Here is an 18,915-nt window from a genome sequence, read left to right on the forward strand (position 1 = left end):
ATCGCGTATCCTTTTTTATATCCACCATTACAGCGATCAACTTCAAAGGAGAGATGTTTTATGTCCCTGTCGGAAAATGCCTTTTTACCTAATGATTATATTCAACTGCCTGCTTTGCAAATTCCACTAGATAATACAAGACAACAACAAAAAGACACTTTTGCTGTTTATCGTTTTGATCTTGGTGCCAAAATTGCTTTATACATCGGGACATTAGTCAACCCTATTGAGCGTCAAGCTGTTCTATTTTCTGCTTATCTTGGCTGGCTTTATCGTATCTCCGGGGAACATGAGATACATGCTGTATCTGGATCACCAACAGGATTATTTCCATTCTCTCTTTCTATTGAAGATTATCCTCACTTTCAATCATTAGTAGATTATGTTCATGCTCAACTTGATACTACCCCTGCTACATCACCTGTTAAAAGTGAAACGATGTTTAATTTTGGTCAACAGATTCCTGCACAACCTGGACAAGTCATGAACTGGAATTTAGAAGCTCATGCCACTTCATTATCTATTGCTATCGAATATAACGATTCTCTGTTAACGGCTGCAACGATTGAACGATTTGCAGATTATTATATCCGTTTGCTAGAAGGATTATTAGATAATACAACACTTCCTATTGGCTCTATTGATATCTTAAATGCTCAAGATCAAGCGGTATATCAAGAGATGAACAATACCACTTTCCCTTATCAACAGCAACAAACGTACCACGGTGCTTTTGAAGCTGCTGCACAACAATATCCTCAACATATTGCAGTCTCATTTCAAGGAACAGAATATACGTACGAAGAGTTAAACCAACGCGCTAACCAAGTTGCACATTTGTTGTTAAGACAAGGGTTACAACCAGGCGAGTTCGTTACCATGTACATTGATCGTAGTCTATATAGTGTGATTAGTTTACTGGGTATTATGAAAGCTGGCGGTGTCTATGTTCCTGTAGATCCTTCTCACCCTGATGAACGTAATCATTATATTGTTCAAGATACACAGTCTGCTTTTGTATTAATTCAACATAAATACAACAACAAAGTACTTCAATTAACAGAAGGCATTACTACATTACGTGGAATTATTGATATTGAATATCTTACAATCACATCTGATCCTCAATTTTTGTTAAATCCTAACGTTACCGTATTACCTGATGATCTGGCTTATGTCATCTATACTTCTGGATCTACCGGTAAACCTAAAGGTACATTGGTAGCTCATCGTGGTGTTGTCAATCTAGGCGAAATTTTACAAAGAGAATTCAATGTAACTTCTCAAGATGTAATGACTCAGTTTGCTACTTATAGCTTTGACGGCTCTGTCTGGGAAACAATTGCAGCCCTTTTCCATGGTGCTACATTATTCTTATTAGATGCTGAAGAACGAGTATCTATCGAGGAATTTGCAATTGCGGTTGAGCGTACACAGACAACGATTGTAACAGCTTTACCTACTGTATTTTTCAATCAATTATCAGCTTATTTGTCGGACGAAGGTTATGCACGCTTAGCTAGTCTCAAATTGATTGCTGCCGCTGGTGAAGCTTTGTATGGCAAACGTGTACGTACGTTCCAACAGAAATTTGGCAAGCCGATCCATCTGGTTAATGCTTATGGCCCTACAGAATGTACTGTATGTGCAACGATGCATAAAGTTGACCAAACGCTAACCGATGATATCGTGAATGTGCCTATTGGACGCCCTATTTCTAATTATAAAGTCTATATTATGAATGAGTTCCAAATGCTTGCTCCTATTGGTGTTACTGGCGAAATCTACATTTCGACTGTAGGTATTGCACATGGTTATTTGGATCAACCTGAAAAAACTGCTGTTGCTTTTCTTCCAGACCCGTCCGGTAACGGTGAAAAAATCTATCGTTCAGGTGATCTAGCGAAATTGTTAGCGGATGGCACGATTGAATATGTAGGTAGACGCGATTCTCAAATTAAAATCAGAGGTCATCGTATCGAAATCGGTGAAATTGAAGATAGCTTAAACAAATATCCTAATATGCAAGATGCGGTTGTTGTTCCTAAAGTGGATGAAACTGGTCAAAATATGCTAGTGGCTTATTTTACTACGATTGATGGTACAGCATTGTCTCCAGCTGCGATTAAGCAATTTTTGTCAGATCGACTGCCTTCTTATTTTGTGCCACGATTTGTATGTCAGTTAGATGAGATTCCAATCTCTCCAACAGGCAAAGCAGAACGTAAAAAATTGATTGCTTATGATCATATTGAAATGCAAGAAACAGCTATAGACTATGTAGAACCTCAAAATGAAACACAACTATTGATAGCTAACGCATGGTCTGAAGTATTGAACAAGCAACAAATTGGTATTCATGATGACTTTTTTGAAATTGGCGGAGATTCACTGAAAGTACTTCATGTTCTTACATTGCTAAAACCACAATTTCCAAATCTCAAAATTGCGGATCTATTCACTTACAAAACTGTTATCCAATTAGAAGAGTATGTAAAAGAATTGGATAATGAAGTCGTCACCGAATCGACAGAAGTAACTATTCAACAAACGATAGATCTGGTTGAATATCCTGCTCGTATTCACGATAACTATTCAGGAGTATTGAATACGACTCATGTATTGCTAACAGGTGCTACTGGATACTTGGGATCACATTTACTGTATGAGCTGTTACAACAAAGTAATGCTCATGTATATGCACTGGTACGTAAAACAGGTAGTGCAGCCAGTATAGAGCGTCTTAAAGGCACAATGGAATTGTATTTTGGACAAGAAATTTTACAGCACTTCGAAGATCGTGTTACTGCTGTAGAAGGCGATTTGGAAAGTGTACGTCTAGGACTTAGCGATAACGACTACCAAATGATTACAGATCGTATTGATGCAATTATCCATAGTGCGGCAGATGTAAGACACTTTGGAGATACAGAGCAATTTGCCAAATCAAATATCTATTCCACTGCTGAATTACTATCTATTGCAAGTACGCGTCCGGGTATTCGTTTCCATCATATTTCTACGATGGGGATTCCTGAAGACTTATCATTAGAGGGCAAATGGGATCAGGTCAAACAATCCGGTGCTCTTCTAGATGGTCTACACACAGAAAATATGTACACAAATAGTAAATTAGAAGCCGAAAAATTAATATTTGCAGCCGGTGAGCGTGGTATTCCGGTCAATATTTATCGTGCAGGTAATCTATCCAGTCAATCAGTAACAGGTCGCTTCCAGCGTAATATAGACAGTAATGCTATGTATCGTATGATCAAAGCGATGCTATTATTAGGCAAAGCACCAGCGGCTAATCAATGGATGGATTTTACACCGATCGATTATGCAGGTCGTTCGATTATTCATCTTGCTTTACAACCAGATACTGCCGGCCAACTATTCCATATCTGCAATCCGCAACAAGTTCATTACGATCATTTGATAGAAATGATTAAAGAATTTGGATATGAGATAGATGTTTTACCTGCTAAACAATATGCTGAATGGTTATTAGATTCTTCGATTGAGAAGCAAGCAGAAGCTCTTTTACTTGCGATGGGACAATTAGATGGAGACGGAGCGAAAGATTCTCCTTATCGTCTAGCGAATCCGAATACTGCTCAACAACTGGAACAACAAGGGGTATTATGTGCCAAACCAGATTATGAATTTATTTCTGCTATGTTGAGTTATGCATCCAGTATTGGTTACTTCCCTACTGCACCTGTCAAAGAAGATGTAACGTTAGATAAAATGATTTCTAGCGATTATTAATCTATATCATGCTTAAAAAACGATAAAAACATGCAAAAGACCCGGCAAAATTAACCGGGTCTTTTATTTTTTCAAAAAGATTTTACACAACTTAATTGAAAACTATAAACTTATTGAAAATAAATCCGATATAAATAATACATAATACGACATTTTAAGACAAAATAAAACAAAATAATTTTTGTCGTTTATTGTAATAATATGTTTCACAGTGTATAATCTGGTTAAATATATAATACTTAATACCTAATCATAAGCAGGGAGACCTAAGACTAATGAACTTTAAAAACACTAAATTAAAATTAACGGCGCTGATCGCCACTCTAGCTATTCCATTAACGTTTTCATTATATACATCTTCTCTAAATCATACAGACTCAACAACTCATCGTTATCTTGTTGCTTACTCTGATACTCAGGGCAAACAAACTATCGAGAATGTTGCTGGTCAAGCTAATGATATTCATGCCTTTAACCATCTTAATATGGTAGCTGTCAATTTGACAAATGATCAAAAAGATCTTCTTGCTACTCAAACAGGTATCACAAGCATTGAACAAAATACAACTTATAAGTCAGCAGCTCAAGCTTTTGGCGCTAACATCAAAACGGTTAATGTCAAAGGCAATGAACAAGCTTCATGGGGATATGGCACAGTCGATGCTCAGATCGCTTCTAACGATAACTACACTGGTAAAGGTGTCAAAGTAGCTATTTTAGATACAGGTATCTCTGCACATCCTGAATTGAATATTGCTGGCGGCGTATCTGAAGTGGGCTACACTCAATCTTATGCTGATGATAACGGACACGGAACTTTTGTAGCAGGTGTTATTGGTGCTCAATCTAACGGTAAAGGTCTTGTAGGCGAAGCACCAGATGCTCAGATTTACGCCGTTAAAATTCTAGACAGTCAAGGTAATGGTTCTACCGAAGATCTAGCAAAAGGAATCGACTGGGCTATTCAAAATCATATGGATATTGTAAATATGTCTATCGCTTTTCCTGAAGATTCTCCTGTTGTAGAACAAGTACTTGCTTCTGCTGATCAAAATGGAATCTTGCTAATTGCAGCAGCTGGTAATAAAGGTACGGCTGATGCGGCTACAGATACTGTTCAATACCCTGCTAAATCCAGTCATGTTATCGCTGTGGCTGCTATAGATGATAATTTACAACGTGCTGATTTTTCTTCTAGCGGTTCTGAGATTGAACTGACAGCACCGGGTGTAGACATTGTAAGTACTTCTAGTAATGGTAAATACGAACTTCGTAGCGGTACATCTGTTGCAGCTCCATTTGTAACGGGTATGGCTGCTATTCTTAAAGAAGCTTACCCTGGTAGTACAAATACACAAATTCGTCAGGCACTAGATCAAGGCAGTATTGATTTGGGCGCAACTGGCAAAGACAATCTGTATGGTAACGGTATGATCAGCTTCCAGCATTTATTAGGTAAAACATCTATTCTTGCTTCTAATTAATGATCCCATGTCCGCTTTCCCTTGAAAGGCTGACATGTTCATATAGAGAATACTTTTCCCTGTTTTGCACTTGATGACGCAGCCTATATGTACTACAACCTATTCTATTCATATAGTATGATGATGATTTACATCAAACAACAATATGCATCCAAATAGCTAAGGTGTATACCTGGGCTCATCCAAAAATAAAAGCGCCGTTCTCAGCCAGAGACACGACGCTTTTATTTTTGTTCTGTTGTTATTCAATTCATCATTTTTGTTCTGTTACTTCTTAATTTATCATTTGGGTAACTACTTATAATTCTGCAACCGATAAGCTTCCTTGCATCCAGTGTAACTCACTATCCCGAATGACATAATCAGCCCATTTCATATCTCCTATACCCCAGTTACGGAACTCGGTGATATGACGATAAAATTGCTCGATCATTGCTTCTTTCGGCTCAGCCATCAATGATTGAATCTGTTCACGTAACCGCTCAGGCTTCTCTCTAACGCCTTCTAAGACTCGCATCATCCACTTATGTCCCGGGTATAGCATTTCATTATGTGCAAGTACCATGCGTCCGCCAAATAACACCATATTCATGACCGCTTGATGCAACAAATACGCATCGTCACGCTTCAACGCTTGTCTACATTCTCCATACCAAGCTTCAAATTGAGCATAAAATCGGTGAATATTATTTTGCTTGAGCGACATCGGATACTCGGTAATCGTATTTAATACATCTCGTAATTCTGGAATATCTGAAAATACAACGATTGCACCCAAAAAGGCAAACCGTGCAGGTTCACTACCAAAGCGAGCTACTTTTTCCAAATAAGCCATACTAATGTACTTGCCATCTATGTTGTGCAAAGAACGTCCTACTTTACATTCGGCTCCATCATAATGTAACGAACCCGATTGGAAACGTTCTTCAAATTCTTGATCGGATACGATAATCATAATATTCATATCTGAATGAGGTGAAGAATAGCCATAAGCGACCGAACCAGTAATCAACAGCCCTTTCACCGATGAATCACCACGAAGATGTTCTGTCAGTTGTGAGAGACAATCCGATAATATATTCACACTGGCCCTCCTTGATTTCAATTTTTTTAGTTATCCATTGATAATGATAATTATTATCAATTAACTTGTATCGATATTGTAGCTTATTCAATTTCACTTGGCAAGCATTTATGGCGAATCTGTGTCTATAAATTTTAAAGTTGATAGCTATGTATTCACAACTCACTGTAAAAGCAGATCTAGCGTTGATATGCTATGGAACTAATCTAGCTTTTCCTCTATCAAAAAAAGCCTTTTTCATGTATCTCTGAAGATTGCATTCAGAAGATTACTTGAAAAAGGCTTGCTGATTAAAAATTAGATTATAGTTAAGATTGCGATTCTATTATGCTTTTGGATGAATCATTTGCGAAGGATCGACATATTTATCGAACTCTTCTTCTGTTAATAATCCACTTTGCAATACAGATTCTTTCAAAGACAATCCTTCTTGGTGCGCATGCTTGGCAATCTTAGCTGCATTTTCATAACCGATATGCGGATTCAGCGCCGTCACTAACATTAACGAATTATCCAGATTGTGTTTAATTTGATCTACATTGGCTTCGATTCCGATAGCACAATGATCGTTGAAAGAGATCAATGCATCCCCAAGCAATTGAACCGATTGTAAGAAGTTATAAATAATAACAGGCTTGAATACATTCAATTCAAAGTTACCCTGACTGGCAGCAAATCCAATCGCTGCATCGTTACCCATCACCTGCGTTACAACCATCGTCATCGCTTCGGATTGTGTTGGATTTACTTTACCCGGCATAATAGAGCTACCCGGTTCATTAGCAGGGATTGTAAGCTCTCCTAGTCCGCTACGAGGTCCACTAGCAAGCCAGCGCACATCATTAGCAATCTTCATCAGATCAGCCGCTAGCGCTTTGACAGCGCCATGTACATAGACCACTTCATCATGACTGGTTAGAGCATGGAATTTATTCGGAGCAGTCACAAAAGATTTGCCTGTTAACTCTGAAATTTTCTCAGACGTTAATCGTCCAAAATCTGGATGGGCATTAATCCCTGTTCCTACGGCTGTACCACCGATCGCCAGTTCTTTCATTTCTTCTACACTCTGTGTGATCATACGTGTACTTTTCGCTAACATTGCTTCCCATCCACTGATCTCTTGCCCCAGTGTAAGTGGCGTTGCATCTTGTAAGTGAGTACGTCCGATTTTGATCAGATCTTTGAACTCTTCTGATTTCTGTGTAAATGTTTGTTGAAGCTTAGCAATCGCAGGAATCAAGTGATCTTCTACAGCCAATACACCTGCTACATGTAATGCTGTCGGGAATGTATCGTTAGAACTTTGCGACATATTCACATCATCATTAGGATGTAGACGTTCACTTTTCCCTTGTTCTTCAAGCAACTGATTACCACGATGGGCAATCACTTCATTGACGTTCATATTGGACTGTGTACCGCTTCCTGTCTGCCAGACTACCAACGGGAAATGCTCATCCCATTGACCTGTTAGAATCTCATCTGCGGCTTGAGCGATCGCATGTGCTTTATCAGTCGATAATTTACCTAATTGTTCATTAACAAGTGCTGCGCTTTTTTTTAGTAATGCAAAAGCATACACGACTTGCTTCGGCATTTTTTCTTGACCAATTTTGAAATTTTCTTTACTGCGCTGTGTTTGTGCACCCCATAATTTATCAGCGGGTACATTAATTTCGCCTATTGTATCTTTCTCTACACGGTATTCCACTCGACAAAATCCTCCTTTGGATCAAATCATCTGTAAAATAGTAGGACAGATTAGCATTATATTGCTAAAGATTAACCTCTATGATTGTAACGCTTACATGCTCTGCAAATCAATCCTTTATACACCAATCGATCGGTTCCATTCCCTGAGACTGCAAAAATTGATTGGTATTGCTAAAAGGTTTACTACCCATAAATCCTTTGTGCGCTGAAAATGGGCTTGGATGCGGAGATGTGATCACATGATGTTTGGTGCGATCAATCGCTGCTCCTTTGCGCTGTGCATGACTTCCCCACAATATAAAAACAGCCGGTGTTTCTCGTTCATTGACAGCCTGTACAATCCGATCTGTAAATGTCTCCCAGCCTTGATTTTGATGAGAAGCGGCTTGTCCACGTCGTACGGTCAATACAGCATTTAATAACAGAACACCTTGCTCTGCCCAATGGATCAATGATCCATGCTTAGGAATAGCGCATCCGAGATCATCATGAAGCTCTTGATAGATATTATGTAATGAAGGTGGGATTGAAACCCCCGGTTTGACAGAAAAGCTCAATCCATGTGCTTGTCCTGGCCCATGATAAGGATCTTGCCCTAAAATAACGACTCTGGTCGATTCAAGTGACGTGTAATGCAAGGCATTAAAAATATCATACATATCTGGATAGATCGTTGCTGTGCGATATTCTTGTGCCAAAAATTGGCGTAACTCCAGATAGTATGGCTTTTGCAGTTCCGATTCTAATACGTCTGCCCAATCGTTACGAAAAATAGCACTCATAAATAAAGTTCTTCCTTTCATTGACTAGATTCTTGTATTATTAACCCTTTTTAACCATAACAAAAAATAGCAGTCTCTTCATCTTTCAGAAGAAAACTGCTATTTCTCGATATACGATAAATACTAATAACATTACAGACGAGATTTTAAAAAGTCATTTGTAAAGTTTTTAAATTTGTGACTCATTTGATTCAAGCTATCTACCACTTCACTAAATTCATTAACTAAAATAGCTTGTTCTTGTGAAGATTTGGCTATTGCTGAGATCTCCTGCTCCATATATTGAATCGATTGTTGTACAGTCGATAGCGATTGTTCGATATTTTGTGTAGCTTGTTTGGTATCAACAGATAATTTACGCACTTCAGAAGCAACAACGCCAAATCCTGCGCCTGCTTCACCTACACGAGCAGCTTCAATCGCTGCATTCAGACCTAATAAATTGGTTTGCTCTGAAATCTCGCGGATAAATCCAGCTACTTTATTAACATCTTTGGAATTTTCAACAGCTTCACGTGTATTGGACTGAATATCTGTTGTTGTTGCAGATAGTTGTTGAGATTGAGCAGCTACAGTCTGTACCATTTCGCTTAACTGTTCGCTAATCGTTTCTAGATTCGTTGTAAAATCAGCCAATAGTTCATTATGTTGCAATGTATACGCTGTTGCTAACGCACCGACAACTTTGCCATTTGCATCTTTAATAGGAACTGCTGCTGCATCTAATTCAAATCCATACGCAGAAGCCGGTACACGAGTAACAGAAGATACTCCATCTACCAGAGCAGTCCGTAGATTGTTATCGTCAGGTGAAACAGGTGTACCCGGACGCAAGCCAAGATCCAATTCTCTAGCAGGACGATAATATTTGAACTCTGTCATATCACATACGCCTAACATAATATCGTTACCTACAATTTTTTCAAAATACTGCATACAAATTACCATCATATCTACAATGCTTATCGATCCATGACCTGTAATCGCAAAATTACCAGAATCATTTGTTGAATTTACAGATGTATTAGCCAAGTTGTTCACTCCTCATATCATAAATTGCTCATAATTTAATTTCGTCATTTTCAAGTTATTTATGAATAGTAGACTTTATATTTATTGTATATTACATAATGAATCTATCATTTTAAAATTATTTTTATTTCTTTTGAAAGTCTCATTTTGACAATAATAAGTGCATTTTTCTACTATATATGGTTTATTACAATTCTTAAAATCAACATATCGATTTGGGTTTGTCTTTGGTTCCCTTTCATTTGACCTCAAAACCAAAAGGAAGAGTTGTGTGAATGCTTTAATTATGGTAAAAATGATACATAGACATTGTTTTTCAGCAATTTGTCTTGGATAATAAACAATCGCTTAAAAGTGTACATATCGATCATTTTGGGTAATAGAATGATAGGTGTTTATTTCTAAGCGTGTTGTAGATACATGTTACAAATTGCAGTTTGATGCCTAACGTTATACAAATTATAGAATTTTACGAGGAGGAAAAGAGAAATGAAATTTTTCTTAGACACAGGTAACCTTGAAGAAATCAAACGTATTGCGCGTTTGGGAATCGTAGATGGTGTAACAACTAACCCTTCATTGATCGCTAAAGAAGGTCGCGTATTTAAAGATGTAATCGACGAAATTTGTGAGATTATTGAAGGACCAGTAAGCGCAGAGGTTGTAAGCCTTGATGCTGAAGGTATGTTGAAAGAAGCTCACGAAATCGCAAAATGGGCACCAAACGTTGTTATTAAATTGCCTATGACTGAAGAAGGATTGTACGCTTGTAACCAACTTTCTAAAGAAGGTATCAAAACAAACGTAACTTTGATCTTCTCCGCAGCACAAGGTTTGATGGCAGCTAAAGCTGGCGCTACATTCATCAGCCCATTCGTAGGTCGTCTAGATGATATCGCTGTTGATGGTATGAAATTGATTCGCGATCTTCGTACAATCTTAGACACTTATGGTTTGAAATCAGAAATTATCGCTGCAAGTATCCGTAATGTAGGTCATGTAGAAGCAGCTGCTCTTGCTGGTGCTCACATCGCTACTATTCCAGGTACTTTGGTTCCTGTTTTGTGGAAACACCCATTGACAGATAGCGGTATCGAACGTTTCTTGAAAGACTGGGAATCTGTTCCTCAAGCTAAAGAACAAGTAAAAGAAGAAGCTGGAACTAAATAATACTTCTTCGTTGTATATAAAAAGAACGGTAAAGTAGCTAGACTACTTTACCGTTCTTTTTCATTTTATCAGCTATCCGAATATGGATTGATAGCTGATACAGTATTTCTATTTACAATGTACTTTATAGGTTACTTACATAGTGACGTGGACTGACTTCACGTAATAAATAGGCTTGTACTGCTTCATTAGGATCGACGACTGAAGGCGTATATGAAATGGGTTGAATAACTGCACGCGGATCAGCAATAGGAATAGAAGATAACAATGCTTGTGTATACGGATGTAATGGATTGTTGTACAATTCGTCACTGTCTGCTACTTCGACGAGTCGTCCGCCGTACATCACTCCAATTCGATCAGAAATATGATGAACCATTGATAGATCGTGTGCAATAAACAAATACGTTAAGCCTAATTCAGTCTGCAAATCTTCGAGGGTATTGATCACTTGTGCTTGAATAGAAACATCTAACGCTGAGATGGGTTCATCACACACAATAAATTCAGGATTTACAGATAATGCTCTTGCAATAGATAGTCGTTGACGTTGCCCTCCACTAAACTCATGCGGATAACGATAAAGATGTCCACTTTGTAGACCTACTTTTTCCAGTAAATCAACAATGGCTTCTTTCCGATCTTTGCCAGTATGCATACGATGAATATTCATAGGTTCGCTGATCAATTCAGCAACATTCATGCCTGGATTTAACGAAGAATACGGATCTTGAAAAATAGACTGAATTCGTCTACGAAATGGCTTGAGCTGTTTGGCTGACATACGAGAAATATTTTGTCCATCATAATAGACTTCTCCATCCGTATAATCGTACAAACGCAGTAGACAACGTCCTACTGTCGATTTGCCGCTCCCTGATTCCCCTACCAACCCAAATGTTTCTCTACGATTAATATGAAAACTAACACCGTCTACAGCTTTGAGTACCTGTTCTGTTTTGCCCCAAATAGTAGTACTGGTTACAAAATGCTTTTTAAGTTGATCTACTTGTACTAATGGAGTAGAGTCTAGTCGGTTATCAGATTTGCGTATTGAATTCATCTGCTGTATGCGCTCCTTCCTGATCTAACCAACACATCGAACGATGACTTTCAGATATATGATATACAGGTGGTAATGTAGCACAACGTTCATGTGCTTGCGGACAACGTTCCATAAATGGACATCCGCTAGGAGGATGCAATAAATCTGGTGGTGATCCTTCAATAGGAATTAATCGCTCTCGCAAACCTTCACTGCGTTTAGGTAGCGAACGAAGCAGTCCTTTTGTATATGGATGATGCGGACGATAAAATATGTCTTCGACCAGCCCTTCTTCCATAATCATGCCACCGTACATAACAATTACGCGGGTACAAATTTGAGCGACAATGCCCAAATCATGAGTAATCAAAGCAATTGTAGTATGAGACTGCTCTTTTAACTGTTTGAGTAAAAACAGAATTTGCGATTGAATCGTAACATCTAAAGCTGTTGTCGGCTCGTCCGCGATAATAAGTTCAGGCTGGCAAGCCAGCGCTATCGCAATCATAACCCGTTGACGCATACCACCACTAAATTGATGCGGATATTGATGTAGCCTTGCCTCTGCTTGACCAATCCCTACTTGCTCCAACTGCTTGATCGCTTCAGCTTGTGCTTCTGGTTTATTCATACCACGATGCCGACGTATAATTTCAATCATTTGATCACCGATTTTTTTGACCGGATTCAAAGAAGTCATCGGATCTTGAAAAATCATTGCAATTTGCTTACCACGAATCTTACGCCACTGCTTGGGATTCAAAGCGATGAGGGATTGTCCGTGAAATCGAATATCTCCATTCCATATACGTCCAGGCGGTGTAATAAGAGATAAGATGGCTTTGGCAGTGACACTTTTTCCACTACCGGATTCTCCTACTATACCGATCGTTTCTCCTGCATAAATATCGAAGCTAACTCCTTGAAGCGCTTGATTTTCTCCTTCTTTGGTATCAAATGAAACTTTTAGATCATTCACCGATAATAAAGGTTCTGTCATCGAATATTCACCTCTTTTCAAAAAAGACCATCTAGTCCGTATCTATTCATAAGCGCCATTATCTACGGATCAACTTGGGTTCAAATCCTGCTCGTAATAAATCACCCAAAATATTAAAGCTAAGTACCGTTAGAAATATAAGCAATCCTGGAAAAATAGCTAGTAAAGGATCTTGCGCTAAATACCCCTGTGCATTGTTAAGCATACTGCCCCATGTTGCATTTGGAGGTTGTACACCAAATCCCAGAAAGCTTAAAGCCGATTCCATCATAATAGCTGAAGCGACATTGTTAGTAGCCCCTACAATAATAAGCGGAATCAAATTCGGTAGAATATGCTTCATAATAATTCCTATACTACTTTGACCGGATGCTTGAGCATATAATACATACTCTCTTTCTTTTAAAGTCATCGTCTCAGCTCGTATAATACGTGCCATATTCATCCACATTAACAAAGCAATAATAAGAATAATATTTCCAATTCCCGGCTTCAAATATACACTTAACAACAAAATAATCAAAAAGGAAGGAATAGACATCAAAATTTCTAAAGCTCTCATTAATAAATTATCGATCCATCCGCCTGCATAACCGCTAATTACGCCGACTGCCACACCGATTACTGTAGCGATAATCATTGATAAAAAACCGACTAACAGCGATATACGTCCACCATATAACGCTCTTGTAAAATAATCTCGACCATAATCATCTGTTCCAAACCAATGTCCACTACTAGGAAGTTGCATACGCTCCATCACATTTAACTGATCTGGATCATAGGGAGATAAGGAAGCTAATATAGCGCCTAGCGAAAACACAATCAATACAATAACCGCTAACCATCCTAAAGGAGAGGATGTTATCTCGTTACTCACCTGTTTCCATTTATTTTTCATACTATCATTCACCTCGTTGATTTGATTCTTGGATCTGCGAATCGGTAAAGAATATCGGCAATCAGATTCCCTAGAATCAACATCAACGATGAAAATAACGTTATTCCCATAATCATCGGGTAATCCATTCCTTTAACCGCAGTCATTCCTAGCGATCCAATACCTGGCCAAGAAAAAATAGTTTCGGTAACGATAGCACCTGCAACCAAATCAGCTAACGACATCCCGAGTAGTGTAATAATAGGCAGTAGCACATGCTTGAGTACATGTCTAAACAATACTAATTTGGGACTGGAGCCGTAAGCGAGTTGAATTTGTACATAATCTTCTTTAAGTTGGCTTAGTGTGCTAGAACGAATATAACGTACGTAGACTGCTAAAAATCCAAAAGATAACACTGCACATGGTAATATTCCATGCTTAACCATATCCCAAAATGAGTCTACACCTATCGTCCGCATCCCGACACTCGGTAACCAGTGCAATTTGATAGCAAATAGATAAATAAGCAAGATCGCTAACCAGAATACAGGAATCGAAATTCCGATATAACATAATAAATTAATACATTTATCGATCCAACGGTTACGATTAGCCGCTGCTAATAAACCAATAGGAATAGCAAGAACAACCGAGATGAGGATTGAAATCCCCATCAAACCGGCTGTTGCAGGCAAACGATCTAGCATTTGTTGTAATACAGGTTGATGATTAATTAATGAATAACCCAAATTACCAGATAAAGCTTCTTTGATCCATAATAAATACTGAATATATGCTGGTTTGTCCAGACCAAGACTTTGACGCATACGTTCTATATCTTCAGGATGCATATTAGGAGTAACAAAGGATAGTACAGGATCACCAGGAGCTAACTTGATCATCCCGAAGCAGATAATCGACACGAATAAAAGCATCGGTATGATCTGTATAAGTCGTTTGACTATAGTCGATTTCATACCTGTCTCCCTTATTGTTTAAGATAGATTTTAGATAAATCTTCAAAGATAACGACAGGTTTCAAAATAGCTTTATCTAGACCACCATACTTTTTATCGATTGCTACAATCGTTTTGGTATAAGCCATTGGATAAATAGGTGCATCTGCTGCGATGATTTCTTGAAGTTCTTTGTATATAGCTGCACGTTTAGTTGTATCTGCTTCTGCAGAACCTTCAACAAACAACTGATCTACCTTTTTATTGTTGTAATGAGTGTAATTAGACGATTCATTAGATGTATACAAAATACGATAAGCATCAGGATCATAGCCCATAATATAACCAGAGATCGCCAGCTCGTAATCTTTAGCATTCGGATCTACAAATTTGTTAGACCAAGCCGAAGAATCCATATTTTGTAGTTCAACATCAATACCGATTTCTTTTAACTTTTGCTGAATATAAAGGGACTGCGCTTCTTGCGATTTGTTACCGCTGGATACGATAAATCTCAACTTCAGATTACTTACACCTGCTTGTTGCAATAATTGTTTGGCTTTTTCTATATTATTATCATACGTGGTTACATCATTATCAAAATACAGCGCATCCGGGGTAAATGGAGAACGAGCTGGTTCTGCATAATCAGTAGATGTATAAGCGACTTGAATAATTTCATCACGACTTAGTGCGTAGGAGATCGCTTGTCTCACTTCTTTTTTATTCAAAACTCCAGTATCGCTATTCTCGTTAAACATAAGATAAGCAAGGCGACCTTCGCTATACGCTTGAATATCAAAGTTACCTGTTGCTTGAATAGTACTTACATCCTGTGGATCAAGATATTTCACATTGATCTCACCATTTTGTAAAGCTAGATTAGCGGCATTCGTGTCTTTGGCAATTCGATAAGTAACAGAATCAAGATGAGGTTTTCCACCAAAATAATTGTCAAAACGTTCTAATGTTATATACTCACCTGTTTTATATTCTTTAAATTTAAAAGGGCCTGATCCGATAGGATTATTGTTTTTAGTGCTTTTTCCAATATCTGTCTCGTTCTCAAAAATATGCTTAGGAATCGGACTGACTTGAACTAAAGCTGCTTCAAAAGCAGGGCTAACTTGAGCTAATTTAAATTGGATAGTGGTATCATTTATTTTGGTGACTTGTACAGGCTTACCACCAATAATAAAGCTGCTTCGTAAAAAGCTATGTTGACTTTCATCCAGAATTTTGTTGATCGTAAATACAACATCATCAGCAGTTAACTTTTCTCCATCATGCCATGTTAATCCCTTTTTAAGTTTTAGCGTATAAGTTAGATTATCTTTGGACAAATCCAAGCTATCTGCTAAGTAAAATGTTTTCTTGCCTTTATTCACTTGAAATAATGGTGCATATAATGCTTGGTCGATCGTTAGACTGACTCGATCCCCTGCATAGTTAGGATTTAACACTTGCGGATCTGCCGCTACAGCAATAATAAGACTTCCTCCGTCTTTGGGTTGCCCACTGTCTGTGGAAGCCGTAGCATCTGTAGAAGCAGGAGCTGTAGTATTGGTCGCTGTCGAACTTCCACTAGAGCAAGCTGTTACCACAACCATCAAAAGTGCAAGAGTAAATACGCCGATCCATTGAAACCATGATTTTTGCTTAACCATTAAATTTTCCCCCTAATCTATATTTTAAATAATACGCATCTGAATACTCGGTTTTAAAACCAAAAAAATATGTACTCCTTTCCATTTTTCGGATCACTGTAGAAATAACAGGTAGATTACTTATCAATGATCAAATTCTACTCAACTATATTTATGCGGTCAATAACATATTTTGATACTGCTTCTTTATATGGAATATCTGTAATAAACAAGTGGATTCAAATATATCTTCTCTATATCATCTACTTCATTGATATAGGAAATCTATTGAAAATTTTAATTGTTTTAGATATAATTGTTATAACATCTAATTTGATTTCATATCTAATCTGTGAAGGGAGCTTTATTATGCAAGAGTTAGAATCGATCGGTTTTGTATTAGGAACGACCTACCGCAAAGTCAGTCAGTCGCTGGCCGTTCATTTAAAAGAACATGATATTACCCCTGAGCAATGGAGTGTTCTATATTATGTATGTGCCCAAGAAGGAATGAATCAGAAAGTACTGGCTTCGCATGTATACAAAGATCAACCGACTACCGCTCGTATTTTGGATGTATTGCATCGCAAAAATTTAATTCGTAAAGAAACAGATCCGCATGATCGAAGAGCTTTTCTTGTCTATCCTCAACCTGCCGGGCGTGAACTTATGGAAACAATATATGCAATTGAGCAAAAACATAATCAAGATTTAACCGATCTGCTTACACCAGAGCAATTCAAAGAACTGCATCATTTACTGCATTTGCTACGCAACAAACTAGAGATAGATCCTGATACACATGAGACACTGAACAGTAAAGTATAGGATTGGCTACAGAAATGGAGAGAAATATAGACTATGGAGCATACTAACAAAGAGAACCTTTTATCAAAAGAACATATTCCATCCCAACAATCAAACCCCTCAATAGAGACAACACCTATAGCAGATATCGAGGAAGACGCCCCTTCTCGTCTGTGGACGAAAGAATTTTTGATTTTAACAGCTTGTAATTTACTTGTTTTTTTGAATTTGCATATGATCTTATCGTCCCTGCCTTTGTACATGCGAGAACATTTCAATGCAGGCGATTTCTATGTAAGTCTATGTACTAGCTTGATGGCATTAGCTGCTATTGTGTCACGGTTATTTTCGGCTAGAGCACTAGAACTTGGTAAGCGAAATGTGATTTTGTTTGGTGGATTATTGATCGCCTTACTCGGTACTGTCGGATATTATTTTAGTGCGACGATTATTTTATTATTGGTAATGCGTGTTATTTTTGGATTTGGATTCGGTATGTACAGTACAACCTTCCCAACTATGGTGTCCGATATTATTCCTCGCAAACGTATGGGTGAAGGTATGGGATACTTTGGTCTGTCGACTACTATCTCTATGTCGATGGGGCCACTAATCGGTATGAGTATTGAGAAGCAATATGGATTTACACCGCTGATTATTATTGGTTCGATATTTATTTTGATCCTATTCCCACTTGCTTATAGCCTTGTCAAAGGACAAGATAAAAAGATTGCTGAGCAAAAAATCGCAGCCGATCAACGTAAACTAGCTGCACAAGCCAAAGCACTTTCAGAAGGAATAGTTGTTGAAACAATAGATACTCCACCACTTCCTACAAAAGCTTCCAAATTTGAAAAAAGATTATTATTGCCGAGTCTGTTAAATTTCTTAATGTCATTAACATATGGTGGACTGGTAAGCTTTATCGCTTTATTTGGTAAAGAAGCTCATCTTGCGAATCCGGGTTACTTTTTCTTATTTAATGCTTTGGCTGTAATTATTGTTCGTCCTTTCTCTGGTAAAATCTATGATAGTAAAGGGCCCAAAGCACTTATCGTACCCGGAGCAGTGATGTTAATTGCTGGTCTATTGCTATTATCTTTCGCTCATTCTACATGGGGATTATTTGCTTCGGCAATCTGTTATGGTCTTGGCTGGGGAGCATTACAACCTACAATGCAGACATGGATGATTCAAGTAGTTAGCCCACATCAACGCGGAATGGCGAACGGTATGTTCTTGAACTCGCTTGATATGGGTGTAGCGCTTGGTGCTATGATCTTAGGAACTGTTGCAGGAATCACCAGTTATACTTCTATGTACCGCTTCTCTGCATTATTTATCGTCCTTTATATTGTGGTCGGTATTGTATATATGATCAAAGCTAAAACAACGCCTGCTCAGACGCAACACAGTATTCATATCAAAATTAAATAATATCGATTTTATATTAAAATAAAACAATACTTCTGTTTCTATTAAAAAGACTGCCTCTACTAAATGTAGGAGCAGTCTTTTTTCATATTTTATGGAGGATGA

14 protein-coding genes are annotated in these 18,915 nt (G+C 38.0%); 5 read left to right on the forward strand and 9 right to left on the reverse strand.

Annotated features, from left to right (window positions below; all coding sequences use genetic code 11):
- The first annotated feature begins 60 nt into the window (after positions 1-60).
- Both QCD85_RS00960 and QCD85_RS00965 read left to right on the forward strand, forming a co-directional pair.
- Positions 61-3,771: a non-ribosomal peptide synthetase family protein gene (locus tag QCD85_RS00960; protein ID WP_301261375.1), complete on the forward strand. Its 3,711-nt coding sequence runs from the start codon at positions 61-63 to the stop codon at positions 3,769-3,771.
- Positions 3,772-4,046: 275 nt separating this feature from the next.
- The gene (locus QCD85_RS00965; protein WP_301261376.1) at positions 4,047-5,255 is read left to right on the forward strand and encodes a S8 family peptidase; all 1,209 of its coding nucleotides are present in this window, start codon (positions 4,047-4,049) and stop codon (positions 5,253-5,255) included.
- 298 nt (positions 5,256-5,553) lie between these two features.
- Here QCD85_RS00965 and QCD85_RS00970 read toward each other — a convergent pair whose 3' ends face one another.
- From QCD85_RS00970 to QCD85_RS00985, 4 genes are all read right to left on the reverse strand, one after another.
- Positions 5,554-6,339 carry a hypothetical protein gene (locus QCD85_RS00970; protein ID WP_273615695.1) on the reverse strand — a complete coding sequence of 262 codons (786 nt, stop codon included), beginning with the start codon at positions 6,337-6,339 and terminating at the stop codon, positions 5,554-5,556.
- A 325-nt stretch (positions 6,340-6,664) separates the two neighbouring features.
- Complete coding sequence (gene fumC / locus QCD85_RS00975; RefSeq protein WP_273615694.1) at positions 6,665-8,053, reverse strand: class II fumarate hydratase; 1,389 nt, start codon at positions 8,051-8,053, stop codon at positions 6,665-6,667.
- Positions 8,054-8,162: 109 nt separating this feature from the next.
- Positions 8,163-8,837 (reverse strand): uracil-DNA glycosylase, encoded by a 675-nt coding sequence (locus QCD85_RS00980; RefSeq protein WP_273615693.1) that lies wholly within the window; start codon positions 8,835-8,837, stop codon positions 8,163-8,165.
- 132 nt (positions 8,838-8,969) lie between these two features.
- The gene (locus QCD85_RS00985; RefSeq protein WP_273615692.1) at positions 8,970-9,869 is read right to left on the reverse strand and encodes a methyl-accepting chemotaxis protein; all 900 of its coding nucleotides are present in this window, start codon (positions 9,867-9,869) and stop codon (positions 8,970-8,972) included.
- Positions 9,870-10,358: 489 nt separating this feature from the next.
- Here QCD85_RS00985 and fsa point away from each other — a divergent pair, with 489 nt between their 5' ends.
- Positions 10,359-11,039: a fructose-6-phosphate aldolase gene (fsa, locus tag QCD85_RS00990; RefSeq protein ID WP_273615691.1), complete on the forward strand. Its 681-nt coding sequence runs from the start codon at positions 10,359-10,361 to the stop codon at positions 11,037-11,039.
- Positions 11,040-11,163: 124 nt separating this feature from the next.
- Here fsa and QCD85_RS00995 read toward each other — a convergent pair whose 3' ends face one another.
- The 5 genes from QCD85_RS00995 to QCD85_RS01015 are packed head-to-tail and all read right to left on the reverse strand — an operon-like array spanning position 11,164 to position 16,590.
- Entirely contained in the window at positions 11,164-12,102 is a 939-nt protein-coding gene (locus tag QCD85_RS00995) for an ABC transporter ATP-binding protein (RefSeq protein ID WP_301261377.1), read from the reverse strand.
- Positions 12,080-13,084, reverse strand: a complete 1,005-nt coding sequence (locus QCD85_RS01000) for an ABC transporter ATP-binding protein (protein WP_301261378.1) — start codon at positions 13,082-13,084, stop codon at positions 12,080-12,082. The genes QCD85_RS00995 and QCD85_RS01000 overlap by 23 nt, the downstream gene beginning before the upstream one ends.
- Positions 13,085-13,142: 58 nt before the next feature.
- Positions 13,143-13,985 (reverse strand): ABC transporter permease, encoded by an 843-nt coding sequence (locus tag QCD85_RS01005; protein ID WP_301261379.1) that lies wholly within the window; start codon positions 13,983-13,985, stop codon positions 13,143-13,145.
- Between the two features lie 8 nt (positions 13,986-13,993).
- On the reverse strand, positions 13,994-14,944 hold the full coding sequence (locus QCD85_RS01010; RefSeq protein WP_273615687.1) for an ABC transporter permease: 951 nt from the start codon (positions 14,942-14,944) through the stop codon (positions 13,994-13,996).
- Positions 14,945-14,955: 11 nt separating this feature from the next.
- On the reverse strand, positions 14,956-16,590 hold the full coding sequence (locus QCD85_RS01015) for an ABC transporter substrate-binding protein (protein WP_301261380.1): 1,635 nt from the start codon (positions 16,588-16,590) through the stop codon (positions 14,956-14,958).
- Positions 16,591-16,938: 348 nt separating this feature from the next.
- On the opposite strand from QCD85_RS01015, the gene QCD85_RS01020 reads away from it, so the two are divergent.
- A complete protein-coding gene (locus QCD85_RS01020; RefSeq protein WP_273615685.1) occupies positions 16,939-17,397 on the forward strand; it encodes a MarR family winged helix-turn-helix transcriptional regulator in 459 nt (152 codons plus the stop codon).
- 33 nt (positions 17,398-17,430) lie between these two features.
- Entirely contained in the window at positions 17,431-18,813 is a 1,383-nt protein-coding gene (locus QCD85_RS01025; protein WP_274170367.1) for an MFS transporter, read from the forward strand.
- Positions 18,814-18,915: the final 102 nt, after the last annotated feature.

This window comes from Paenibacillus sp. PsM32 (assembly GCF_030433815.1).
Classification (GTDB): Bacteria; Bacillota; Bacilli; order Paenibacillales; family Paenibacillaceae; genus Saccharibacillus; species Saccharibacillus kyungheensis.